Source organism: Cupriavidus sp. LA-1 (genome assembly GCF_055385985.1).
In genome coordinates, this window is record NZ_AP031388.1 from 849,371 (window position 1) to 867,832 (window position 18,462).

Below are 18,462 nucleotides of genomic sequence, written 5' to 3' on the forward strand. Positions count from 1 at the left end.
CCCCGCTACCCTTTCACCGCGAACCCGTACAACGCCGCGGCGTTGCGCCACCGGAACGCAGCGGACAAGGCCGCGCTGTCATCGGGCGCCCCTTGCCCCGCCCACGCGGCCAGCATCCGGCACTCGTCGATCCGAGCCGGCGCCTCGTGATTGGTCCACGGCCAGTCGCTGCCCCACAGCAGGCGGTCGTCGCCCACGACTTCGCGCCATCGCTGCGCAAGGCCGGGCCAGTCCTGAGGTGATGCCAGCCGGTATGGCGCGCTGATCTTCACCCAGACCTGGCGGCGCGCGCGCACGGCAGAAGCAACCTCGAAGATCGCATCCGCGGTTCCCGCGGTGCCAGGCCGGCCAAAGTGGTCAAGCACGACCGGCGCGCCGGCATCGCCAAGGGCCGCGTCAAGCTGCGCCAGCACCATGGCGCCGTCGCCATTGTCGGTATGGAGTTCGACATGCCAGCCCAGCCCGGCGATCCTGGCGAACAGCCCGCGCCACGGCGCGGTGGCGATGCGCTGCCAGTCCGGATCGCCGTACAGGTTCAGGCGGATGCCCCGCACGCCGGCTGCGTGCAACGTTGTCAGCTCCTGGTCCGTTACCGCAGGGCCGACCACCGCGACGCCGCGCAAGCGCCCGGGCATGGCCTGCAGCGCGGCCAGCAGCGCCGTATTGTCGGTGCCGAGAAAACTGGTCTGCACCACCACGCCATACAAGTCCCCCAACCCGGCAAGCCGGGCGTGCCAGTCCTGCAGGTCGGCGGCATAGGGCGGCCGGTAGCGGGCCGATGGCGTGGCCGCTCCGGCAGCGAAGACGTGGAAGTGGGTATCCACCAGCGGCAAAGCGCGCTTGCTCATCAGTCAGCCCCTCAGTGGCACGGGTCAGTGGCGCGGGTATATCCGGATATGGCATCCGAACCCTCGTCAGTATTCTAGTCCTCTAGAGGACATTGACATCAATTTAGCACGGGTTCGGCATGCCAGACAACGCGCTGCTCCAGACTACAACCACCGCCGCGGGCCTGAGCCGCTACGGCCAGATCGCGGCGGAACTGCAGGCAAGGATCGTTTCCGGCGCGTGGGCGCCCGGCAGCGCCATCCCCGCGGAAGGCGCACTGGCCAGGGAGTTCGGCATTGCGCTGGGCACCATCCGGCAGGCCATCGCCGTGCTGGTCCAGCAGGGCCTGCTGGAGCGCGTGCAGGGCAAGGGCACTTTTGTGCGCAAGGGACTGAGCGGGGCCAGCCTGATGCGGTTCTTCCGCTTCGGCCGCGCCGACGATGCACCGGCCGTCCCGCGCTCGGAAATCCTGTCGTGCCGCGCTGTCCGGCTGGACAAGGCCATGGCCACCCGCTTCGGCCTGCCGGCCGGCGCGCGCGGGCTGGCGATCTCGCGCCGCCGCTGGCTGGAAGACACGCCCCGGCTGCTGGAATCGATCTGGCTGCCGCTGCCGCGCTGCGAAGCCCTGCAGCAGCTCCCGCCGGCGCAGTGGGGCGACCTGCTCTACCCGCTGCTGGGCAGCGCCTGCGGCATCACGGTCCATCGCGCCGTGGATGAAGTGGCCTTCCGCACGCTGGCAGCCGACGAGGCCGCGTTGCTGGACTTGCCGGATGCGCATCCGTGCGCGGTCGTGACCCGGCATGCCTTCGATCTGGGCGGCAACTGCATCGAATACCGGCTGACGCGCGGCGACGCCTTTGCCTTTCGCTATACCGCGGACGTCCGCTGACGGACCGCGCCCGAGGAGACAGACCCATGCACGCACGCAACGCGATCGCCACCACCATCGTTGCCATGATCGCCACCACCACGCTGGCACAGGCCGCCGACACCGCCGCGGCCTGGCCGGCACGCCCCATCACGATCGTGGTGACGTATCCGCCGGGCGGCGGTGCGGACCTGATGGCACGGCTGATCGCCCCGGGTCTCGGGCGCGAGCTGGGCCAGACCGTCATCGTGGAGAACCGGCCGGGTGCCGGCGGGCAGATCGGTGCCGCCTATGTCGCCAAGGCCGCACCGGACGGCTACACCATGATGGTCGATGCCTCGTCCTATGCGGTGAATCCCAGCCTCTACCCGCGCCTGCCCTACGATCCGGACAAGGCCTTCCGGCCGGTCGGCGTGCTGGCGCGCTATCCCAATGTGCTGGTGGCCACGGCCAGCTTCCCCGCCAGCAAGGTCAGCGACGTCCTGGCCATGGCCAGGCAGAAGCCGGGCTCGGTCGCCTTTGCGTCGTCGGGCAACGGCTCGGCGCAGCATCTGGCCGGCGTGCTGTTCGAGCAGCGCGCGGGGGTCGACCTTCTGCACGTGCCCTACAAGGGCGGCGGCCCGGCCATGACCGATGTCATCGCCGGCCAGGTGCCGCTGTTCTTTGCCAACGTGGCCTCGAGCCTGCAGCACATCAAGGCCGGCAAGCTCAAGCCGCTGGCGGTGACCAGCCATTCCCGCACTCAGGCATTGCCATCCGTGCCCACCATGCAGGAGGCCGGCGTGGCGAGCTACGAGGTCTATGAATGGAACGCGGCCTTCCTGCCCGCGGCAACGCCGGAGCCTGTCGCCACGAAGCTCGCTGACGCGCTGCAGAAGGTCATGACCAGCCCCGAGATCAGGCAACGCGTGGCCGAGCTGGGCGGCGAGGTCGTGGCGGCACCGCCCGCACAGGCACGGCAATTCATCGACGGGCAGACCCGGCTATGGGCCAAGGTCATCCGGGACGGCAACATCAAGCCCGAATAGCACCTGTCGGCACCGCCCCTGCCCGCCACGGGCCGGCTAAAGAATTTCAAGGAGAAATGCATGACCCCGACCAATCCCCTTCGCCGCCACCTGCTCAAGGCCTCCGCCGCACTAGGCGCCTGCGCGCTGGCACCCACGCTCGCCCGCGCCCAGGCCTGGCCGGCCAAGCCGATCCGGCTGGTGGTGCCGTTCGCGCCGGGCGGCAGCTCGGAGATCGTGGCGCGCTCGACCGCGGCGGAGCTGACCAAGCTGCTCGGCGTGTCCGTGTTCGTCGAGAACAAGCCCGGTGCAGCGGGCAATATCGCCATGGGCGAAGTCGCGCGCGCCGATGACAATCACACGCTGATCCTTGGCCATATCGGCACGCTGGCGGTCAATCCCTATATCTTCCCGAAGCTGCCCTACGACCCCAACAAGGACTTCCGCCCGATCTCGTTGCTGTCCAAGGTGCCGAGCCTGTACGTGGTCCACCCCGACGTGCCCGCGAAGAACCTGAAGGAGTTCGTGGCGCTGGCCAAGAGCAAGCCCGGCAAGCTGAACTACGGTTCGGCCGGCAACGGCAGCGCCGGCCACCTGGCCTTTGAATACCTGAAGGCCGCGACCGGCACCTTCATCACCCACGTGCCCTATCGCGGCAGCGGCCCGCAGATCACCGACCTGCTGTCGGGGCGGCTGGACGCGGCCGCGGTCGGCGCGCCCGCGATCATCCAGTTCATCAAGGCCGGCAAGCTGCGCTGCATCGCCACCGGCACGACCCAGCGCATTCCCCAGTTGCCTGACGTGCCGACGGTTGCCGAACAAGGCTATCCCGGCTTCGAAATGACACAGTGGTATGGCCTGCTGGCGCCGGCATCGCTGCCCCAGGCGGCCACCGACAAGCTGGCGGAAGCCACCGTGAAAGCGGTGAAAAGCAAGTCGTCGGTCGAGCGCCTGAGCGCCGATGCGGCGATCGTGGTGGGCGACACGCCGGCGGAGTTCGCGCGCTTTATCGCGCTGGAGCAACAGCGCTGGAAGCCGATCATTGCGCGGGCGGGGATCAAGCCGGACTAAGCGGACAGCCGCAGGGCCGGATCGCCCCGGTCCAGCGTCAGCCCGCGATACCAGCCCAGCGCAGATGCTTGCCCCAGTCCGCGTCGCTGATCACGCCGGAGATGCCCTGGCGCTGCCCGTCGGCGCGGTAGAAATAGGTGCGCGGCATCTCGCCCATCCAGTCCGGATCGACCGCATAGCGCAGCCGCTCCTGCGGCTCGTACCCGAACAACCACGCGTTGCGCGTCAGCCTGACGCGCTGGAGCAGTTGCTGCACCTGCGGCATGGCGTCGGGGCTGTCCATCGACAGCGTGACCACGCGCAGGTCCGGATGCTGCGCGCGCAGCTTGCCGATGGCGTCGAAGTTGCGCTTGCAATAGACGCAGTCGAGCGACCACACCACCAGCACAAAGGGCATGCCCTTCTGGCTGGCGGCCAGTTGGGTGGCACTGGCCGATTCGAACACGGCGACGCGGTCGGCCGGTTGATTGCCGGCATTGGCGGTGGCGAGCGCCAGCGTCAGGGCGGCAGCGGCGAGCAGTTTGCGGCGCGATGGCATCATGCGCCCTCCTGGCCCAGCGCGAAGACCTGGAAGCCCTCTGCTTCCGTGCGCCACAACACGTAGGCCCGGCCGGCGTGCTGCAGCAGGTGCGGCTGGTCCGAGTCGCGTTCCGTGCCGGCCAGCTTGCGCGTCTGCCAAGTCTTGCCGCCGTCCTGCGACAGCATCGCCCACAGGCGCGTCTGCTGGCCGTCGAACGATTTCCAGGTGACGGCGATCTCGTCATCGTTCAGCGCGACGATATCGGCATGCTGCGCGCGCGGGTCATCCAGCGGACGCTGTGCCTGCAGCTTGCCGTCCTTCCAGCGCCCGACCGAGACCGTGGGCTTGCCTTCACGCACGTTGAACCAGACCATATGCACCGTCCCGTCGGGCGCCACCGAGGCGCCGGGGCCGTGGTGCGGGCACGCGTCGATGCGCCAGTCGTCAAAAGTGGCGCGCTGCATCGGCGTGGCCTTGCCGTCGGTGCGCAGCAGCGCCAGCGCGTGGTCGCGCGCGTTGGGCGGGAACACATGGCGCCACAGCGCCAGCATCTTGCCGTCGGGCGTGGGCGCCAGGGCGATGCGGCAGCATTCGCACGACTGGTCGGCAATCTTGTAGTCGCCCTGGAAAGTCTTGCCTTGGTCGGCCGAGACCGCGTAGTAGATCGCGGCGCCGGCATACGGCTGCTTGCGCGCCTCGGCGGCAACCACGTCGCGCTTGTCGATCCAGCTGACAAAGACGTGCCCGGCGTTGTCCACCGCGATGGCGTCGAAGCGGTGCGCGATCTGGTCGCGGTTGGCATGTACCGTCAGCGGTTCGCCAAAGGACTTGCCGCCATCGGTCGAACGCGCAAAGCGGATAAAGCCGGTCCACGGCTTGGGCAGCGGCTGGGTCCAGGTAACGTAGATCTCGCCGTCGCGCCCCGCGGCCACCTTGGGCCGGCTTTCATGATCGGCCGCAACCTGCTCCGGCACGCTGTTGACATGCTGCGCGGGCCCGAAGCTGCGGCCATAGTCGGCCGATGCACGCACCGCGACATAGGGGCCGTCCTTGTACGCCACCCAAAGCTTGCCGTCGCGGTCGAAGGCGGCTCCGGTGCCCAGTTCGCTCATCTTCGCGGCCTTGGCCTGGCCGCCGTGGCCGGCATGATCGCCGTGCGTTTGCGCGGTCGCGGCCAGCGCGGCGCAGGCCATCAGCCCGGCAACGATCAAACGGAAACCGGGGCGAACGCCTTGCATGGTTGTGGTCAGCCTGTTCACTTGCTCAGAAGGAAAGTTTTGCCTCGGCGTAGAACGTCCGGCCCGGATACGGGTGGTAGACGAAATAGCGCTGGTCAGTGAGGTTGTCGATGCCAAGCCCGAGGCGCACGTTCTTGGCGGGCTTGTACGTCACCTTGACGTCAAAGGTCAGGAAGCTGCTGGTGCCGCCGAAAGTGTCGGGATTGGTGTCGGAATTGTCGAGCGTATTGTACTGCCGGCCCGAATAGGTCATCGCCAGCGTGCCTGCCCACGCCGGCGTGATGCGATAAGTGCCGACGAGGTTGGCGCGCCACTTGGGGATGCGGTAGAAGTACTTGCCCACCGAGGCCGGGTTGTTGGCATTCTCCAGCGTCTTCGAATGGTTGTAGGCGCCGCTGGCCGACAGGTCGAAACCGCTGACGAGTACATCGCGCGCGTCATAGGCCAGTTCGATGCCGCGGGTACGCACGCGGTCCACGTTCTGGAAGCTGGTGACGGTCGGGAATACCGTGGTGTTGGTCTGGCTGACCAGGGCATCGCGGATATCGTCCTCATACACCGAGACCCGGAAGAACGACGAATCCACCGTGCGCTCGAAGGTCAGGTCCTTCGAGAACGATCGCTCCGGCCGCAGGTTCGGATCGTTGTTGATCAGCGAGGTCCCGGTGATGCGGCCCTGGAACAGCTCGCTGACGGTCGGGTAGCGATAGGCCTTGCCCAGCGACAGCCGGCCCAGCCATTCCTGCCCCAAGGCCTTCTCCAGCGCCAGCTTGGGCGACCAGTTGGATTCGCTGCGCACCGGGTAGCCGATATCCACGCCGGGCTGGCTGCGGCTGCCGTCATAGGCGCGCCAGTGTTCGTAGCGCACGCCGGGGATCAGCTTCCAGTCCCCGGCGAAGTACCAGGCGTCCTGCGCGTAGAGCGCCTGGGTCTCGGTCTTGCCGGCAAATGCGTTGTTGAAGGCGGTGATGGTGGCCGCCTGCCAGTCCGAGGTGTTGTAGGTGGTGTTGGTCAGCCGGTAGTTGTCATAGTGGTAGCCGAACGTGATCCAGTGCCCGCCCTGCAACTGCTGCGGGCGGTAGTCGGCCTTGAGGTCAAGCGTGCGCCAGCCGGTGCCGTCGCCATAGGTCACGGTGCCCGGCCCGCTGCCGACGGTGCTGGCGCTGCGGCTGATGTCCTTGCTGACATCGAACAGCGACGCCACGCCCGAGAAATTCCAGCCGGTCTCGTTGCGCGTGCGCAGCGACAGCCCGTAGAGCCAGCGCGCGTCCTCGCCATTGCTCGGGGCGAACGCGTTGGCGGGAATCGAATACTGATAGCCGCCGATATTCACGGGACCGCTCGACACCACGTTGCCATTGGCATCGCGCAGGTAGCTGCCGGTGGCGCTGGAGCGGTCCTGCTGCCAGTAGGCCGCGGTGAACTGGGCCTGCAGCGTGTTGGTGATGTCGTAGCCGAGCTTGAGCTTGAGCTGGTCCTGCACCGTGTGCGTGACACCCTCGCTGTTCACGCCCATCACCACGCGGTCGCGGCCGGTCTGGTCCTGATCGAAATAGGCACCGGTGACCGGCGTTGCCCCGGCGCCCGCGCGACTGGTCGAGCGCGGCGCGGTATAGAAGCTCAGCGGCTGGCTCTTGCTGTCCTGCCGGTCGACGCTGACCAGCCACGAGAACGGGCCGACGCGGTCGCCCACATAGGCGTTGGCGTGGACCCCGTTGAAGTTGTCGTGCGTGCCGTACAGGCTGAAGCGCTGCGTGAAAAGCTGCACGCTGGCGTCACCCTCGAACTTCTGCGGCGTGCGCGTGGTGATCAGCACCGTCGCGCCGAGCGAGTTGCCGGGATACAGGGCCGAATACGGGCCGTACAGCACGTCCATGCGCTCGATCTCGGCGGCATTGACCAGCGACCAGCGCGGCGGGAAGCTGAAGTCCGAGCCCAGCAGGTTGGACAGCAGCAGGCCATCGGCATAGACCAGCCCCCGCGCCGACTGGCGCGAGCTGGTGCTGCGCACCGAGATGATCGAGTTCATATCGCCGATAAAGCGCTTGCGTACGGCGAGGTTGGGCGCGTATTTGAGGGCGTCTTCCGTATTGACCACATTGAAGTCGGCCATGCGGGTGCCGCTGATGCCGTAGGCTGGCGAGGGCGTGTTGGGCGGTACGGCCGGCGTCTCGCCGCGTTCTGACTTGGCCGAGACCACCACCTCCTGCAGCGGCTCGGGCGCGTCCACCGCCTGGGCGGCGGCAACGGCTGGGCCCATCAGCACCGCCGAGACGGCGAGTGCAATACGATTCTTCTTCACTGGAAAACCTTGTTGTCGTCTTTTTTTGGCTTGCTCCGCCTGTGCGAAGCATCAGGCGCTTCTCCCCGAGAGCGAGCGCTGACATTTTATGGGGCATGGCGGCGCGGGCCGATGCGACATAGCGACGCGGGCAGCACGTCACCCTAGCGTTTACCCGTATATCCAATGCCAGGCCATGTCACTACATTGCCCGGATTGGCGTCAAGCCAATGTGATGCAGGGAGAGACTGCCGCGGCGCCCGCCGCGGACAGCGCCGAAGGAGCAACCGCCCCGGAAACTCTCAGGCAAAAGGACCGGCATCACCAGTCAGTGCACTCTGAAGAATGCCGGACGCTATCGTCCGCCGGCATACCGAAGGAGCAAGCGCGCCCCGCCCTCGCGGCCGGGTGTCGTGAATCTCTCAGGTCCAGAACAGAGGGGGCGTCCGTCACGCATATTGCGTCCGGGCTCCCACCATCGACGTTCCTGGAACCTGCAGATCATGAAATCAATCGCTGTCATCGGCGGTGGCATCACGGGTGTCACCACGGCCTACGCGTTGGCCAAGCGCGGATTTTCCGTCACGCTGTTCGAACGGCACCGCTATGCCGCCATGGAGACCTCGTTCGCCAACGGCGGGCAGCTGTCGGCCTCCAACGCCGAGGTCTGGACCCACTGGTCCACCATCGTCAAGGGCATGAAATGGATGCTGCGCAACGATGCCCCGCTGCTGGTCAATCCCCGGCCGAGCTGGCACAAGCTGTCGTGGTTCGCCGAGTTCATCGCTTCGATCCCCCACTACCGCCGCAACACCGTCGAGACCGCGCGCCTGGCCATCGCCGCGCGTGAGCATCTGTTCGCCTGGGCGGCGCAGGAAGGCATCGACTTCGACCTGAAGAAAGAAGGCATTCTCCATATCTACCGCGACAAGGCCGGTTTCGAGCATGCCGGCCGGGTCTCGGCGCTGCTGGCGCAGGGCGGGCTGGAACGGCGCGCCGTGACGCCCGAGGAGATGCGCGCGATCGAGCCGACGCTGGCGGGGTCGTACTACGGCGGCTACTTCACCGAGAGCGATTCGACCGGGGACATCCACAAGTTCACCAGCGGCCTGGCCGCGGCCATCGACCGGCTGGGCGTGCGCTGCCGCTATGGCCAGGATGTGCGCGCGGTGAAGACCGACGGCAGGCGCGCCACCGTGACCGTGCAAGACGGCGCCGCTACGGCCAGCTCCAGCTTCGACGGCGCCGTGATCTGCGCCGGCACAGCCAGCCGCGCGCTGGCCGCGGGACTGGGCGACCGCGTCAACATCTATCCGGTCAAGGGCTACTCGATCACGGTCAACCTGACCGACGCGGCCAGCCGCGCCGCCGCACCGGTGGTGAGCCTGCTCGACGATGAAACCAAGCTGGTCACCAGCCGCCTGGGCGACGACCGCTTCCGCGTGGCCGGCACCGCCGAGTTCAACGGCTACAACCGCGATATCCGCGCCGACCGCATCCGCCCGCTGGTGGAATGGGTGCAGCAGTGCTTCCCCGGCGTCAGCACGCGCAGCGTGGTGCCGTGGGCCGGGCTGCGGCCGATGATGCCGGACATGCTGCCGCGCGTGGGGCGCGGGCGTGCGGCCTGCATCTTCTATAACACCGGGCACGGGCACCTCGGGTGGACCTTGTCGGCGGTGACGGCGGATATGGTGGCGGGGGTGGTGGACCAGCATCTTGGCGCCAAGGTGGCGGTCGCGCCGGGTGCGGCGCTGGCATTGGCGAAGGCCTGAGCCTGAGGTCGCGGATGTTTTCTCCCCTCTCCCATTTATGGGAGAGGGGAGAAAACCAGTGGCGTAAGCGGGTTTTGCCTCATCCAGGGCGTCGCCCCAGACTGCCCACAATCCCCTTGCGGAACGCCAGCACGCACACGATGAAGATGATGCCGGTTACCATCGACACCGATTCACCGAGCCCGTTGAACCACTCGATGCCCGTCGCTGACCCGAGGTAGCTGCCCAGCTCCCCAAGCTTGTTCTCCAGCGCCACCACCACGAAGGCGCCGACGATCGGGCCGGTGAGCGTGCCGAGCCCGCCCAGCAGCGTCATCAGGATGACCATGCCGGACATCGACCAGTGCACGTCGCTGAGCGTCTCGAAGCCCAGCACCAGCGCCTTGACCGAACCGGCCAGCCCCGACAGCGCCGCCGACAGCACGAAGGCGGTCAGCTTGAAGCGGTCGACGTCATAGCCCAGCGACACCGCGCGCGGCTCGTTCTCCTTGATCGCCTTCAGGATCTGGCCGAACGGCGAATGCACCGTGCGCACGATCAGCGCGAAGGCGGCCACGATGATCACCAGCGCCACGTAGTACAGCGTCAGGTCGTCCGACAGCGGCAGCACGCCAAAGAGCTTGCCGCGCGGAATGCCCTGCAGGCCGTCCTCGCCGCCGGTAAAGGGCGCCTGCAGGCAGATGAAGAACAGCATCTGCGCCAGCGCCAGCGTGATCATCGAGAAGTAGATGCCCTGGCGGCGGATGGCCAGCGAGCCCACCACGTAGCCGATCAGCGCGCCCGTGCCGGTGCCCAGGACCAGGCCGATCTCGGGCGTCACGCCCCAGACCTTCATCGCATGGCCGGCCGCATAGCCGGCACCGCCGAAGAAGGCCGCATGGCCGAACGAGAGCAGCCCGGTATAGCCGATCAGCAGGTTGAAGGCGCACGCAAACAGCGCGAAACACAGCACCTTGAGCACGAATACCGGATACGCACCGGCCAGCGGCGCGGCCAGCAGGCACGCCAGCACCACGCCGTACATCACCTGCCCTGGCAGGCGCCCCGCCACCTGCTGCTGCCGCACGCCGATTGCGGCGATAGATTGTCCGCTCATCACTTCTCCTTTCCGAACAGCCCTGCCGGGCGCAACCACAGCACCACCACCATGATGACGAAGACCACGGTGGACGATGCTTCCGGGTACAACACCTTGGTCAGCCCTTCGATCACGCCCAGCCCCAGGCCGGTCAGGATCGCTCCCATGATCGAGCCCATGCCGCCGATCACCACCACCGCAAACACGACGATGATCAGGTTCTGCCCCATCAGCGGCGATACCTGCATGACGGGTGCCGCCAGCACCCCGGCAAACGCAGCCAGCGCCACGCCGAAGCCGTAGGTCAGCGTCACCATCAACGGCACGTTGACGCCGAAGGCCTCGACCACCTTGGGGTTCTCGGTGCCGGCGCGCAGGTAGGCGCCCAGCCTGGTCTTCTCGATCACGTACCAGGTCGACAGGCAGACCGCCAGCGATGCCCCAACCACCCACACGCGGTAATTGGGCAAGCGCATGAAGCCGAGATCGGAAGCGCCCTGCAGCGCTTCGGGCGGAGAATAAGGCAGCCCGGACACGCCATAGACCGAGCGGAAGATGCCTTCGACCACCAGCGTGATGCCGAGCGTCAGCAGCAGGCCGTAGATAGGGTCGAGCTTGTAGATCCAGCGCAGCATGGTCTTCTCGATCCCCACACCCAGCGCGGCCACCACCAGCGGCGACAGCAGCAGCATCGCCCAGTAGCTGAGCCCCGCATAGGCCATGCCGGCCCAGGCCAGCACCGCGCCCAGCATGAAGAGCGCGCCGTGCGCAAAGTTGATGACGTTCAGCAGCCCGAAGATGACCGCCAGGCCCAGGCTCAGCATGGCGTAGAAGGCGCCGTTGACTAGCCCCAGCAGCAACTGCGACAGCAGCGCCGGGAACGGGATTTCAAACAAGGTCATGGGTGCTCCTCATACGCCCAGCAATTCATGCAGCACCGGCATCCTGGCCTGCAGCTCGCTGGCCGCGAAGCGTTCGACGATGCTGCCGTGCTCCATCACGTAGAAGCGGTCCGCCAGTGGCGCGGCGAAGCGGAAGTTCTGCTCCACCATCACCACCGTGTACCCCTTCTGCTTGAGCATCAGGATCATGCGCGCCAGCGCCTGCACGATCACCGGTGCCAATCCTTCCGAGATTTCATCGAGCAGCAGCAGGTTGGCGCCGGTGCGCAGGATGCGCCCGACCGCCAGCATCTGCTGCTCGCCGCCCGACAGGCGCGTGCCCTGGCTCTGGCGGCGCTCCTTCAGGTTGGGAAACATCTCGTAGATGTCGGCCTCGCTCATGCCCTTGCTGGTGTCGGCGCCCTTGAGCACCGGCGGCAGCATCAGGTTCTCTTCGCATGAGAGGCTGGAGAAGATGGCCCGCTCTTCGGGGCAATAGCCGATGCCGTAGTGCGCGATCTTGTGCGTCGGCAGGCTGATGGTCTCCTGGCCATTGACCCTGATCGAGCCCTTGCGCGCGCCGGTCAGGCCCATGATCGCGCGCAGCGTGGTGGTGCGCCCGGCGCCGTTGCGGCCCAGCAGCGTGACCACTTCGCCGCGGTTCACGGTCAGGTCCACGCCGTGCAGGATGTGCGATTCGCCGTACCAGGCGTGCAGGTCCTTGATTTCCAGCGCGGGAGTATTGGATGTGCTCATCGTGTCGTCCCTGGCTCAGTGCGCGCCCTGCAGTTCCGCGTCGGCGGTGCCCATGTAGGCCTCCATCACGCGCGGGTCCTTCGACACTTCCGCATACGGGCCTTCGGCCAGGATCGCGCCACGCTGCAGCACCGTGATCTTGTCGGCGATCGACGACACCACGCTCATGTTGTGCTCCACCATCAGGATGGTGCGGCCCGCCGAGACCTTCCTGATCAGCTGCGTGACGCGGTCCACGTCCTCGTGGCCCATGCCCTGGGTGGGTTCGTCGAGCAGCATCAGCTCGGGCTCCATCGCCAGCGTGGTGGCGATCTCCAGCGCGCGCTTGCGCCCGTACGGCAGGTTCACCGTCAGCGTGTGCGCGAACTCGGTCAGGCCGACCTGTTCGAGCAGCTCCATGGCGCGCTCGTTGAGCACCTCGAGCGAGCGCTCGCTGCGCCAGAACTGGTATGCCGTACCGAGTTGCCGCTGCAGCCCGATGCGCACGTTCTCCATCACCGTCATGTGCGGGAACACCGCCGAGATCTGGAACGAGCGGATCACGCCGCGCCGCGCGATCTGCGCGGGCTTGTCGCGGGTGATATCGATGCCATTGAAAAGGATGGTGCCGGTGGTCGGCTCCAGGAACTTGGTGAGCAGGTTGAAGCAGGTCGTCTTGCCGGCGCCGTTGGGGCCGATCAAGGCATGGATCGACCCACGGCGCACCCGCAGGTTGACGCCGCTCACCGCGGTAAAGCCACGGAAGGCCTTGCCGAGGTTGCGGGTCTCTAGTATCAGGTCGTGGTGCATGGACGTGACTCCGTGGCGCTGCCTGTTCGGTTGGGATGGCGCGGCATGCTCAGCCCGCGACGGGCAGCGCCGCGACCGCGTAGGCGTGGCGCAACGTGCGCCCCAGCACCGGGTCTTCCAGCTCGATCTCGAAGCGCTCGGCCGGGCGGATGCCGCCGATGGCGGGCAGCGTGCCGCACAGCATCGCCGAGCCTTCGCCAAAGTCGCCGCCATGGCCGCTGAAGCGCTCCAGCAGGTCCGCCGGCGAGCGCATGGCGGTCACCGGGCCCTGCTGATACAGCACGCGTTCGCCGTCGATGGTGGCGTAGGAGCGCAGCACCAGCTGATCCCAGTGGCCTTCCACCTCGGCAAGGCGCCACAAGGCCGAAGCACAGGGCTTCTCGCACATCTGCTTGGACACGGTGATGCCGTAGGTCTCGGCTTCGCGGTCGGTATGGTCCGAGGCAATACCCACCAGGATTTCATCGCCGTCCCTGACCAGCAGGAACTCGGCTTCGCCGCTGCTGGCCTCGCCGCTGACCTGGATTTCCGGGGCCGGGCCCAGGCGTTGCGCGGCGACGCGGTAGAACACCGGCGTATAGGGCGGGCGCTTCACGCCCAGTTCTTCCAGTTCACGGATATGGGCTTCCATGGCTTCGACATCGCGGCCGGTCCAGCCCGCCACGATGAGCTGGTGGATGGTGACGGTGCGCTGCGATTTGCCCTGGCGGCTGTCGAGTTCAAAGGTAAGGGTCTTCATGATCGGTTGCTCTCTGCAATGGGGGGCGAGTGCCGGCTGGCATGCCGGCCTCCGTGAGGGATGTGGGCCTACTTCCTGACCAGCGGGCAAGTGCTTGCGCTGAGCGGGCGGAACGCTTCGCTCGCGGGAATCACGCTCTTGATCTTGTAGTAGTCCCACGGGCGCCTGGACTCCTGCGGCCGCTTCACTTCGACCAGGTACATGTCGTGCACCATCAGGCCGTCGGCGCGGATCGTGCCGTTCCTGGCAAAGAAGTCATTGACCGGGGTTGCGCGCATGCGGGCCAGCACGGCATCGCTGTCGTCGGTGCGCGCGGCCTGGATCGCCTTCAGGTAGTGCGTGGTCGACGAGTACACGCCGGCATGCACCAGGGTCGGCATGCGCCCGGTCTTCTCGAAGAAGCGTTGCGACCAGGCGCGCGTGGCGTCGTCGCGGTCCCAGTAGAACGATGTCGTCAGCGTCATGCCCTGGGCGGCCTGCAGTCCCAGGCTGTGGATATCGCTGATGAACATGTGCAGCCCGGCCAGCTTCTGCTTGCCCGCGGTGTTGATGCCGAAGTCCGCGGCGGTCTTGATTGCATTGACCGTGTCGGCACCGGCATTGGCCAGCCCGATCACCTTCGCGCCCGAGGCCTGCCCCTGCAGCAGGTAGGACGACAGGTCGGCCGAGTTGATCGGATGCTTTGCCTTCCCCTTCAGGGTGCCGCCGACACTGGACAAGGCCTCGGTACCGTCCTTCTCCAGCGATGCGCCCAGAGCGTAGTCGACCGTCAGGAAGTACCAGCTGTTGTCGCCGCGCCGGGCCAGCGCCTTGACCGTGTTGGCGGCGAAGGCGTACGTGTCGTACGAGTACTGGATGGTGTAGGGCGAGCAGTCTTCATTGCTCAGGCGCGTGGTGCCGGCCCCGCTGGCGATGACGATCTTGTGCTTGAGCTTGCCCAGGTTGGAAACGGCCAGCGCGACCGAAGACGGCAGCGCGTCCTGGATCACGTCGACCTTCTGGTTGTCGAACCAGCCGCGCGCCAGCGTGGCGGCGACGTCGGTCTTGTTCTGGTGGTCCGCGCTGACCACCTGGATGGGGGCACCCAGCACCTTGCCGCCAAAGTCGTCCACCGCCATCTGCGCGGCCACCACCGAGCCCTTGCCGCCGATGTCGGAAAAGATCGACGACATATCGGTCAGCACACCGATCCTGACCACGCCGTCGCTGATGGAGGCCGGGATGGGGGCCGGGTCGGCCGCGGCAGCCGTCGCCGCGAACAGGGTGGCGCAGGCCAGTACGGCGGCGCCGGTACGGATATCAGGCATTGTTGTCTCCACTGTAGTTATGGGTACTTCTGTACTGCTGCGCGTGCTCAGCCCCGTTCGTGCCGCAATGCCGCCTCAATGCCCATGCCGATGGCCAGCAGCCTGCGGTCGGACAAGTGGCGCCCGAACAGCATCAGTCCCACCGGCGCGTCGCCCGGGCGATGGCACGGCACCGACAGCGCGCACAGGTCGAGCATGTTGGCAATGGCCGGGTTGCGCAGCAGCAGCCGATTGGTGCTGAAGAAGGCTTCGTCGTCGTCCAGGTCGGCAATGCGCGGCGCCACGACCGGCACGGTGGGCAGGACCACGGCGTCAAAGCCGGCCAGCTCGGCATCGGCCTGCCGGCACAGCTCGCCCCGGCGCTGCAGCATGCGCAGGTAGTCGGCGGCGCGCTGCCCTTCTGCCAGCCGGATGCGCGACAGCACGCGCGGGTCATAGCGATCGGACTGATCAGCCAGCAGGCTGCCGTGCCAGGCACTGGCTTCCGCGGCGACCAGGCCGCCGTTGGTGCCGATGCCGGCCAGCTGGTTCCAGCTGTCGAAGCTCACGTCCCGCAGCAGCGCGCCCGCCGCCGACAGCCGGCGCAGCGTGCGGCTGAAGACCTCGGCCACCTCGTCCGACATGCCGTCCAGCACCAGGCCGGTGGGCACCGCCAGGCGCAGCCCGGCCAGCGGCACCGGCCCGGCGGGCGGCGCCTCGCCCGCCATCACGGCGTCGATGGCGGCGCAGCACGCCAAGGTATTGGCCAGGCAGCCCACCGAGTCATAGCTGGGCGACAGCGGCACCGTGCCCTGCAGCGGCACGCGGCGCGCCGTGGGCTTGAAGCCCGCGATGCCGCACAACGCCGCGGGAATCCGGCACGAGCCGCCGGTGTCGGAGCCGATCGCGGCCAGCGCCATGCCGTCCGTCACCGAGACCGCAGCGCCTGACGACGAACCACCAGGAATGCGCCCGGCTTGCCGGTCATAGGGATTGCGCGGCGTGCCGTAGTGCGGATTGATGCCAACACCCGAGTAGGCGAACTCGGTCATATTGGTGCGCCCGACAAACACTGCCCCCGCCGCACGCAAGCGCGCAATGGCCGGCGCGTCGGCACTGGCGGCACGCTCAGGCAGCACCCGGGCGCCAGCGCGGGTCACGTCGCCCTGCACATCGAACAGGTCCTTGACGGACACCGGCACGCCCGCCAGCGGGCCAGCCACGCCTTGCTCGCGCAGCATGTCGCAGGCCTGGGCCTGCCTGCGCGCGGCCATGCTGACACCATGCGGGAACACGCGCGCGCCCTCGCCGCTGGGGTTGCAGATACGTTCGACGCACGCCGCCAGCAGGGACTGCGCGTTGGCGCTGCCCGCGGCAAGCTGGCGCTGTGCGGTTGCGATGGTCGCTTCCATGATCAGGCCGGGTCGTAGTAGTGGATCTCCAGCAGCATGCAGCCGCCGTTGGACTTGAACGGGCCGTGGAAGGCGCCGGGCGGGCGGCAGGCGTAGGTGTTGGGGACGAAGGCTTCGCCGCCCTTGCCATTGGCGTCGTTGCCCACGGTCAGGTCGCCGCTGAGCAGGTAGACCTCTTCCCAGTACTCGTGCACGAAGGGCGAGGTGGTGAACACGCCGGGCTGGAAGCGCAGCAGGCGCGTACGGCTGCCGCTGCGGCCGCCCTCGTCCAGCGAGCCGGACAGGATCTTCTGCTGGATACCCGAGGGATAGCCGTGGGGGACCTCCCAGCCGGACTCCAGGTCCAGGGTGTGGAACTCATCGTGAAGCTTGGTGATTGCCATGTCGATCTCCGTAGTCGATGCGGGCATTGGGGAAGGTGCGGGAACTCAGGCCGCCTGCGGCAGCTTGGCCAGTTCGCTTTCAAGGGAATAGCTGCCGAGCATGTTGTCGACCAGGCCGGATGCGTTCTGCCAGTCATAGGTGCGGTAGGCATGCCCCTTGGTGACGAAGGTGGCGCCGGCGTAGAACATCTCGTACTGGTTGTGGCGCGACGCAAATTCGGAGCCGACCGCGTCCCAGGCGAGCTTGAAGAACTTGACGCGCTCTTCCGGGCTGCACACCGGCGACTTCTGCGTCCTGGCGATGATCCCGGCAAGCGACGGATTGGCGAAATCCTCGATGCTCGACGGCAGCATGATCATGCCGCCGCCGGCCAGCTCGCGCAGCGTGGCCAGCACCTTGCCGTAGAGCTGCTGGGTCACCACCTGCGAGCCGTACAGCATGCTGCGGTCCGGCACGAAGTAGCCGTGCTTGCCGACCTGGCCCTTGGCCTCCATGCCGTAGACCCAGGCCTCGACCATGCCTGCCTCGGCGGCCAGCTGGCCCAGCATTTCCCTGACCTGCGGGAAGCTGTTGGTGCCGTTGATCTCGGTGATGCGGTGCGCCAGGCCCACCAGGAAGCGCAGCTTCACCATCAGCCGCACCTGGCACTGGTAGTTCTGGTAGACGTGCGCCGGCGTGGCGTGGAACTGCTTTGCGCACAGGCCCACGTCGCCCGCGACGAAGATGCGCTCCCACGGCACCTTGACGTCGTCGAAGTAGAGCACCGCGTCGTTCTCGTCGAAGCGGCTCGCCAGCGGGTTGTCGAATACCGAGGTGGCGTTGGCTTCGTACGACTTGCGCGACATCACCTTCAGCCCCTTGGTGTTCATCGGCACCGCGAACGACAGCGCATACATCTCGTCGCCCTCGCGCAGCGGCTGGATGCAGCTGCAGAAGACTTCATTGGCCATGATGCCGCTGGTGGCCAGCATCTTGGCGCCGCGCACGGTGATGCCCTCCGCGTCCTGGTCGACGATGCCCACCGCCAGATACTTGTCTTCCTGCTCGTGCGCGGACCTGGACTGGTTGGCCTGCGGGTTGACAATCACATAGGTGAGGAACAGGTCGTTGTCGCGGGCATAGCGGTAGTAGTCGCGCAGCGCGCCGGCACGTGCCGGATCGGCCTGCTCGAAGACATCGATGCCCATGTACATGCCCGAGATGCAGGAAGCCACGTGGTCGGGCGAGCGGCCCATGAAGCCGTAATGCAGTTCGGTCCAGGCTTCCAGCATCTGGCGGCGTTCGACCAGTTCGTTGTAGCTGGCCGGCAACTCCCAGATCCGGCTGACGCGCCGGTCGGTGCCCGCCGGCTGGAAAGTCATCTTGTCGACATTGCCGGGCTGCGCCTGGAAGTCGTAGAGGTTGGCGTAGCTGCGGATCGAGTTGCGGAAGGCCGGATGGCTGGTGACGTCCGTCACCCGCTTGCCGTCCAGGTACACCTCGCGGCCATCGCGCAACATGGCGATGTGCTGGTTACCGGTCTTGATCATGTCGTTCTCCTGTGCTGACTGTC

Annotated in this window: 17 protein-coding genes and 2 riboswitches; of the genes, 4 read left to right on the forward strand and 13 right to left on the reverse strand. The window is 67.1% G+C overall.

Annotated features, from left to right (window positions below; genetic code table 11):
- Positions 1-5: 5 nt before the first annotated feature.
- Positions 6-848, reverse strand: a complete 843-nt coding sequence (locus ACZ5MJ_RS23000; protein WP_464225956.1) for an amidohydrolase family protein — start codon at positions 846-848, stop codon at positions 6-8.
- 119 nt (positions 849-967) lie between these two features.
- On the opposite strand from ACZ5MJ_RS23000, the gene ACZ5MJ_RS23005 reads away from it, so the two are divergent.
- The 3 genes from ACZ5MJ_RS23005 to ACZ5MJ_RS23015 are packed head-to-tail and all read left to right on the forward strand — an operon-like array spanning position 968 to position 3,774.
- On the forward strand, positions 968-1,717 hold the full coding sequence (locus ACZ5MJ_RS23005) for a GntR family transcriptional regulator (RefSeq protein ID WP_432261954.1): 750 nt from the start codon (positions 968-970) through the stop codon (positions 1,715-1,717).
- Positions 1,718-1,743: 26 nt separating this feature from the next.
- Positions 1,744-2,724, forward strand: a complete 981-nt coding sequence (locus ACZ5MJ_RS23010; RefSeq protein ID WP_464225958.1) for a tripartite tricarboxylate transporter substrate binding protein — start codon at positions 1,744-1,746, stop codon at positions 2,722-2,724.
- A 60-nt stretch (positions 2,725-2,784) separates the two neighbouring features.
- Entirely contained in the window at positions 2,785-3,774 is a 990-nt protein-coding gene (locus ACZ5MJ_RS23015) for a Bug family tripartite tricarboxylate transporter substrate binding protein (protein WP_432261952.1), read from the forward strand.
- Between the two features lie 37 nt (positions 3,775-3,811).
- On the opposite strand, the gene ACZ5MJ_RS23020 is transcribed toward ACZ5MJ_RS23015, so the two are convergent.
- From ACZ5MJ_RS23020 to ACZ5MJ_RS23030, 3 genes are read right to left on the reverse strand one after another with little or no spacing between them, the layout of a single operon-like run.
- Complete coding sequence (locus ACZ5MJ_RS23020; RefSeq protein WP_432261951.1) at positions 3,812-4,315, reverse strand: TlpA family protein disulfide reductase; 504 nt, start codon at positions 4,313-4,315, stop codon at positions 3,812-3,814.
- Positions 4,312-5,532 carry a sialidase family protein gene (locus ACZ5MJ_RS23025; protein WP_464225959.1) on the reverse strand — a complete coding sequence of 407 codons (1,221 nt, stop codon included), beginning with the start codon at positions 5,530-5,532 and terminating at the stop codon, positions 4,312-4,314. Before ACZ5MJ_RS23025 ends, ACZ5MJ_RS23020 begins: the two co-directional genes overlap by 4 nt.
- A 25-nt stretch (positions 5,533-5,557) precedes the next feature.
- Positions 5,558-7,834: a TonB-dependent receptor gene (locus ACZ5MJ_RS23030; RefSeq protein ID WP_464225960.1), complete on the reverse strand. Its 2,277-nt coding sequence runs from the start codon at positions 7,832-7,834 to the stop codon at positions 5,558-5,560.
- A gap of 208 nt (positions 7,835-8,042) precedes the next feature.
- Positions 8,043-8,141, forward strand: a riboswitch (glycine riboswitch).
- Positions 8,142-8,260: riboswitch (glycine riboswitch) on the forward strand.
- A gap of 11 nt (positions 8,261-8,271) precedes the next feature.
- Here ACZ5MJ_RS23030 and ACZ5MJ_RS23035 point away from each other — a divergent pair.
- A complete protein-coding gene (locus ACZ5MJ_RS23035; RefSeq protein WP_464225961.1) occupies positions 8,272-9,585 on the forward strand; it encodes a D-amino acid dehydrogenase in 1,314 nt (437 codons plus the stop codon).
- 79 nt (positions 9,586-9,664) lie between these two features.
- Here the strand turns inward: ACZ5MJ_RS23035 and ACZ5MJ_RS23040 are convergent, their stop codons facing one another.
- The 9 genes from ACZ5MJ_RS23040 to ACZ5MJ_RS23080 form a co-directional block, all read right to left on the reverse strand.
- Positions 9,665-10,609: a branched-chain amino acid ABC transporter permease gene (locus ACZ5MJ_RS23040; RefSeq protein WP_464226580.1), complete on the reverse strand. Its 945-nt coding sequence runs from the start codon at positions 10,607-10,609 to the stop codon at positions 9,665-9,667.
- Positions 10,610-10,680: 71 nt separating this feature from the next.
- Positions 10,681-11,565 carry a branched-chain amino acid ABC transporter permease gene (locus ACZ5MJ_RS23045; RefSeq protein ID WP_464225962.1) on the reverse strand — a complete coding sequence of 295 codons (885 nt, stop codon included), beginning with the start codon at positions 11,563-11,565 and terminating at the stop codon, positions 10,681-10,683.
- Positions 11,566-11,574: 9 nt separating this feature from the next.
- The gene (locus ACZ5MJ_RS23050; RefSeq protein ID WP_464225963.1) at positions 11,575-12,300 is read right to left on the reverse strand and encodes an ABC transporter ATP-binding protein; all 726 of its coding nucleotides are present in this window, start codon (positions 12,298-12,300) and stop codon (positions 11,575-11,577) included.
- A gap of 15 nt (positions 12,301-12,315) precedes the next feature.
- Positions 12,316-13,089: an ABC transporter ATP-binding protein gene (locus tag ACZ5MJ_RS23055; protein ID WP_464225964.1), complete on the reverse strand. Its 774-nt coding sequence runs from the start codon at positions 13,087-13,089 to the stop codon at positions 12,316-12,318.
- 49 nt (positions 13,090-13,138) lie between these two features.
- The gene (locus tag ACZ5MJ_RS23060; RefSeq protein WP_464225965.1) at positions 13,139-13,828 is read right to left on the reverse strand and encodes a DUF2848 domain-containing protein; all 690 of its coding nucleotides are present in this window, start codon (positions 13,826-13,828) and stop codon (positions 13,139-13,141) included.
- Positions 13,829-13,896: 68 nt separating this feature from the next.
- Positions 13,897-15,135: an ABC transporter substrate-binding protein gene (locus tag ACZ5MJ_RS23065; protein WP_464225966.1), complete on the reverse strand. Its 1,239-nt coding sequence runs from the start codon at positions 15,133-15,135 to the stop codon at positions 13,897-13,899.
- Between the two features lie 47 nt (positions 15,136-15,182).
- Positions 15,183-16,526: an amidase gene (locus tag ACZ5MJ_RS23070; RefSeq protein ID WP_464225967.1), complete on the reverse strand. Its 1,344-nt coding sequence runs from the start codon at positions 16,524-16,526 to the stop codon at positions 15,183-15,185.
- Between the two features lie 2 nt (positions 16,527-16,528).
- Positions 16,529-16,909, reverse strand: coding sequence for a cupin domain-containing protein (locus tag ACZ5MJ_RS23075; RefSeq protein ID WP_115213343.1), 381 nt, complete (start codon positions 16,907-16,909; stop codon positions 16,529-16,531).
- A gap of 45 nt (positions 16,910-16,954) precedes the next feature.
- Entirely contained in the window at positions 16,955-18,439 is a 1,485-nt protein-coding gene (locus ACZ5MJ_RS23080; RefSeq protein ID WP_464225969.1) for a 4-hydroxyphenylacetate 3-hydroxylase family protein, read from the reverse strand.
- Positions 18,440-18,462 lie beyond the last annotated feature (23 nt).

Coding starts and splice junctions, on each gene's coding strand:
- ACZ5MJ_RS23055 (WP_464225964.1), bottom strand. CDS start 13,089: ATGCACCACGACCTGATACTAGAGACCCGCAACCTCGGCAAGGCCTTC.
- ACZ5MJ_RS23065 (WP_464225966.1), bottom strand. CDS start 15,135: ATGCCTGATATCCGTACCGGCGCCGCCGTACTGGCCTGCGCCACCCTG.
- ACZ5MJ_RS23080 (WP_464225969.1), bottom strand. CDS start 18,439: ATGATCAAGACCGGTAACCAGCACATCGCCATGTTGCGCGATGGCCGC.
- ACZ5MJ_RS23050 (WP_464225963.1), bottom strand. CDS start 12,300: ATGAGCACATCCAATACTCCCGCGCTGGAAATCAAGGACCTGCACGCC.
- ACZ5MJ_RS23015 (WP_432261952.1), top strand. CDS start 2,785: ATGACCCCGACCAATCCCCTTCGCCGCCACCTGCTCAAGGCCTCCGCC.
- ACZ5MJ_RS23025 (WP_464225959.1), bottom strand. CDS start 5,532: ATGCAAGGCGTTCGCCCCGGTTTCCGTTTGATCGTTGCCGGGCTGATG.
- ACZ5MJ_RS23020 (WP_432261951.1), bottom strand. CDS start 4,315: ATGATGCCATCGCGCCGCAAACTGCTCGCCGCTGCCGCCCTGACGCTG.
- ACZ5MJ_RS23075 (WP_115213343.1), bottom strand. CDS start 16,909: ATGGCAATCACCAAGCTTCACGATGAGTTCCACACCCTGGACCTGGAG.
- ACZ5MJ_RS23060 (WP_464225965.1), bottom strand. CDS start 13,828: ATGAAGACCCTTACCTTTGAACTCGACAGCCGCCAGGGCAAATCGCAG.
- ACZ5MJ_RS23045 (WP_464225962.1), bottom strand. CDS start 11,565: ATGACCTTGTTTGAAATCCCGTTCCCGGCGCTGCTGTCGCAGTTGCTG.
- ACZ5MJ_RS23070 (WP_464225967.1), bottom strand. CDS start 16,526: ATGGAAGCGACCATCGCAACCGCACAGCGCCAGCTTGCCGCGGGCAGC.
- ACZ5MJ_RS23000 (WP_464225956.1), bottom strand. CDS start 848: ATGAGCAAGCGCGCTTTGCCGCTGGTGGATACCCACTTCCACGTCTTC.
- ACZ5MJ_RS23040 (WP_464226580.1), bottom strand. CDS start 10,609: ATGTACGGCGTGGTGCTGGCGTGCCTGCTGGCCGCGCCGCTGGCCGGT.
- ACZ5MJ_RS23005 (WP_432261954.1), top strand. CDS start 968: ATGCCAGACAACGCGCTGCTCCAGACTACAACCACCGCCGCGGGCCTG.
- ACZ5MJ_RS23010 (WP_464225958.1), top strand. CDS start 1,744: ATGCACGCACGCAACGCGATCGCCACCACCATCGTTGCCATGATCGCC.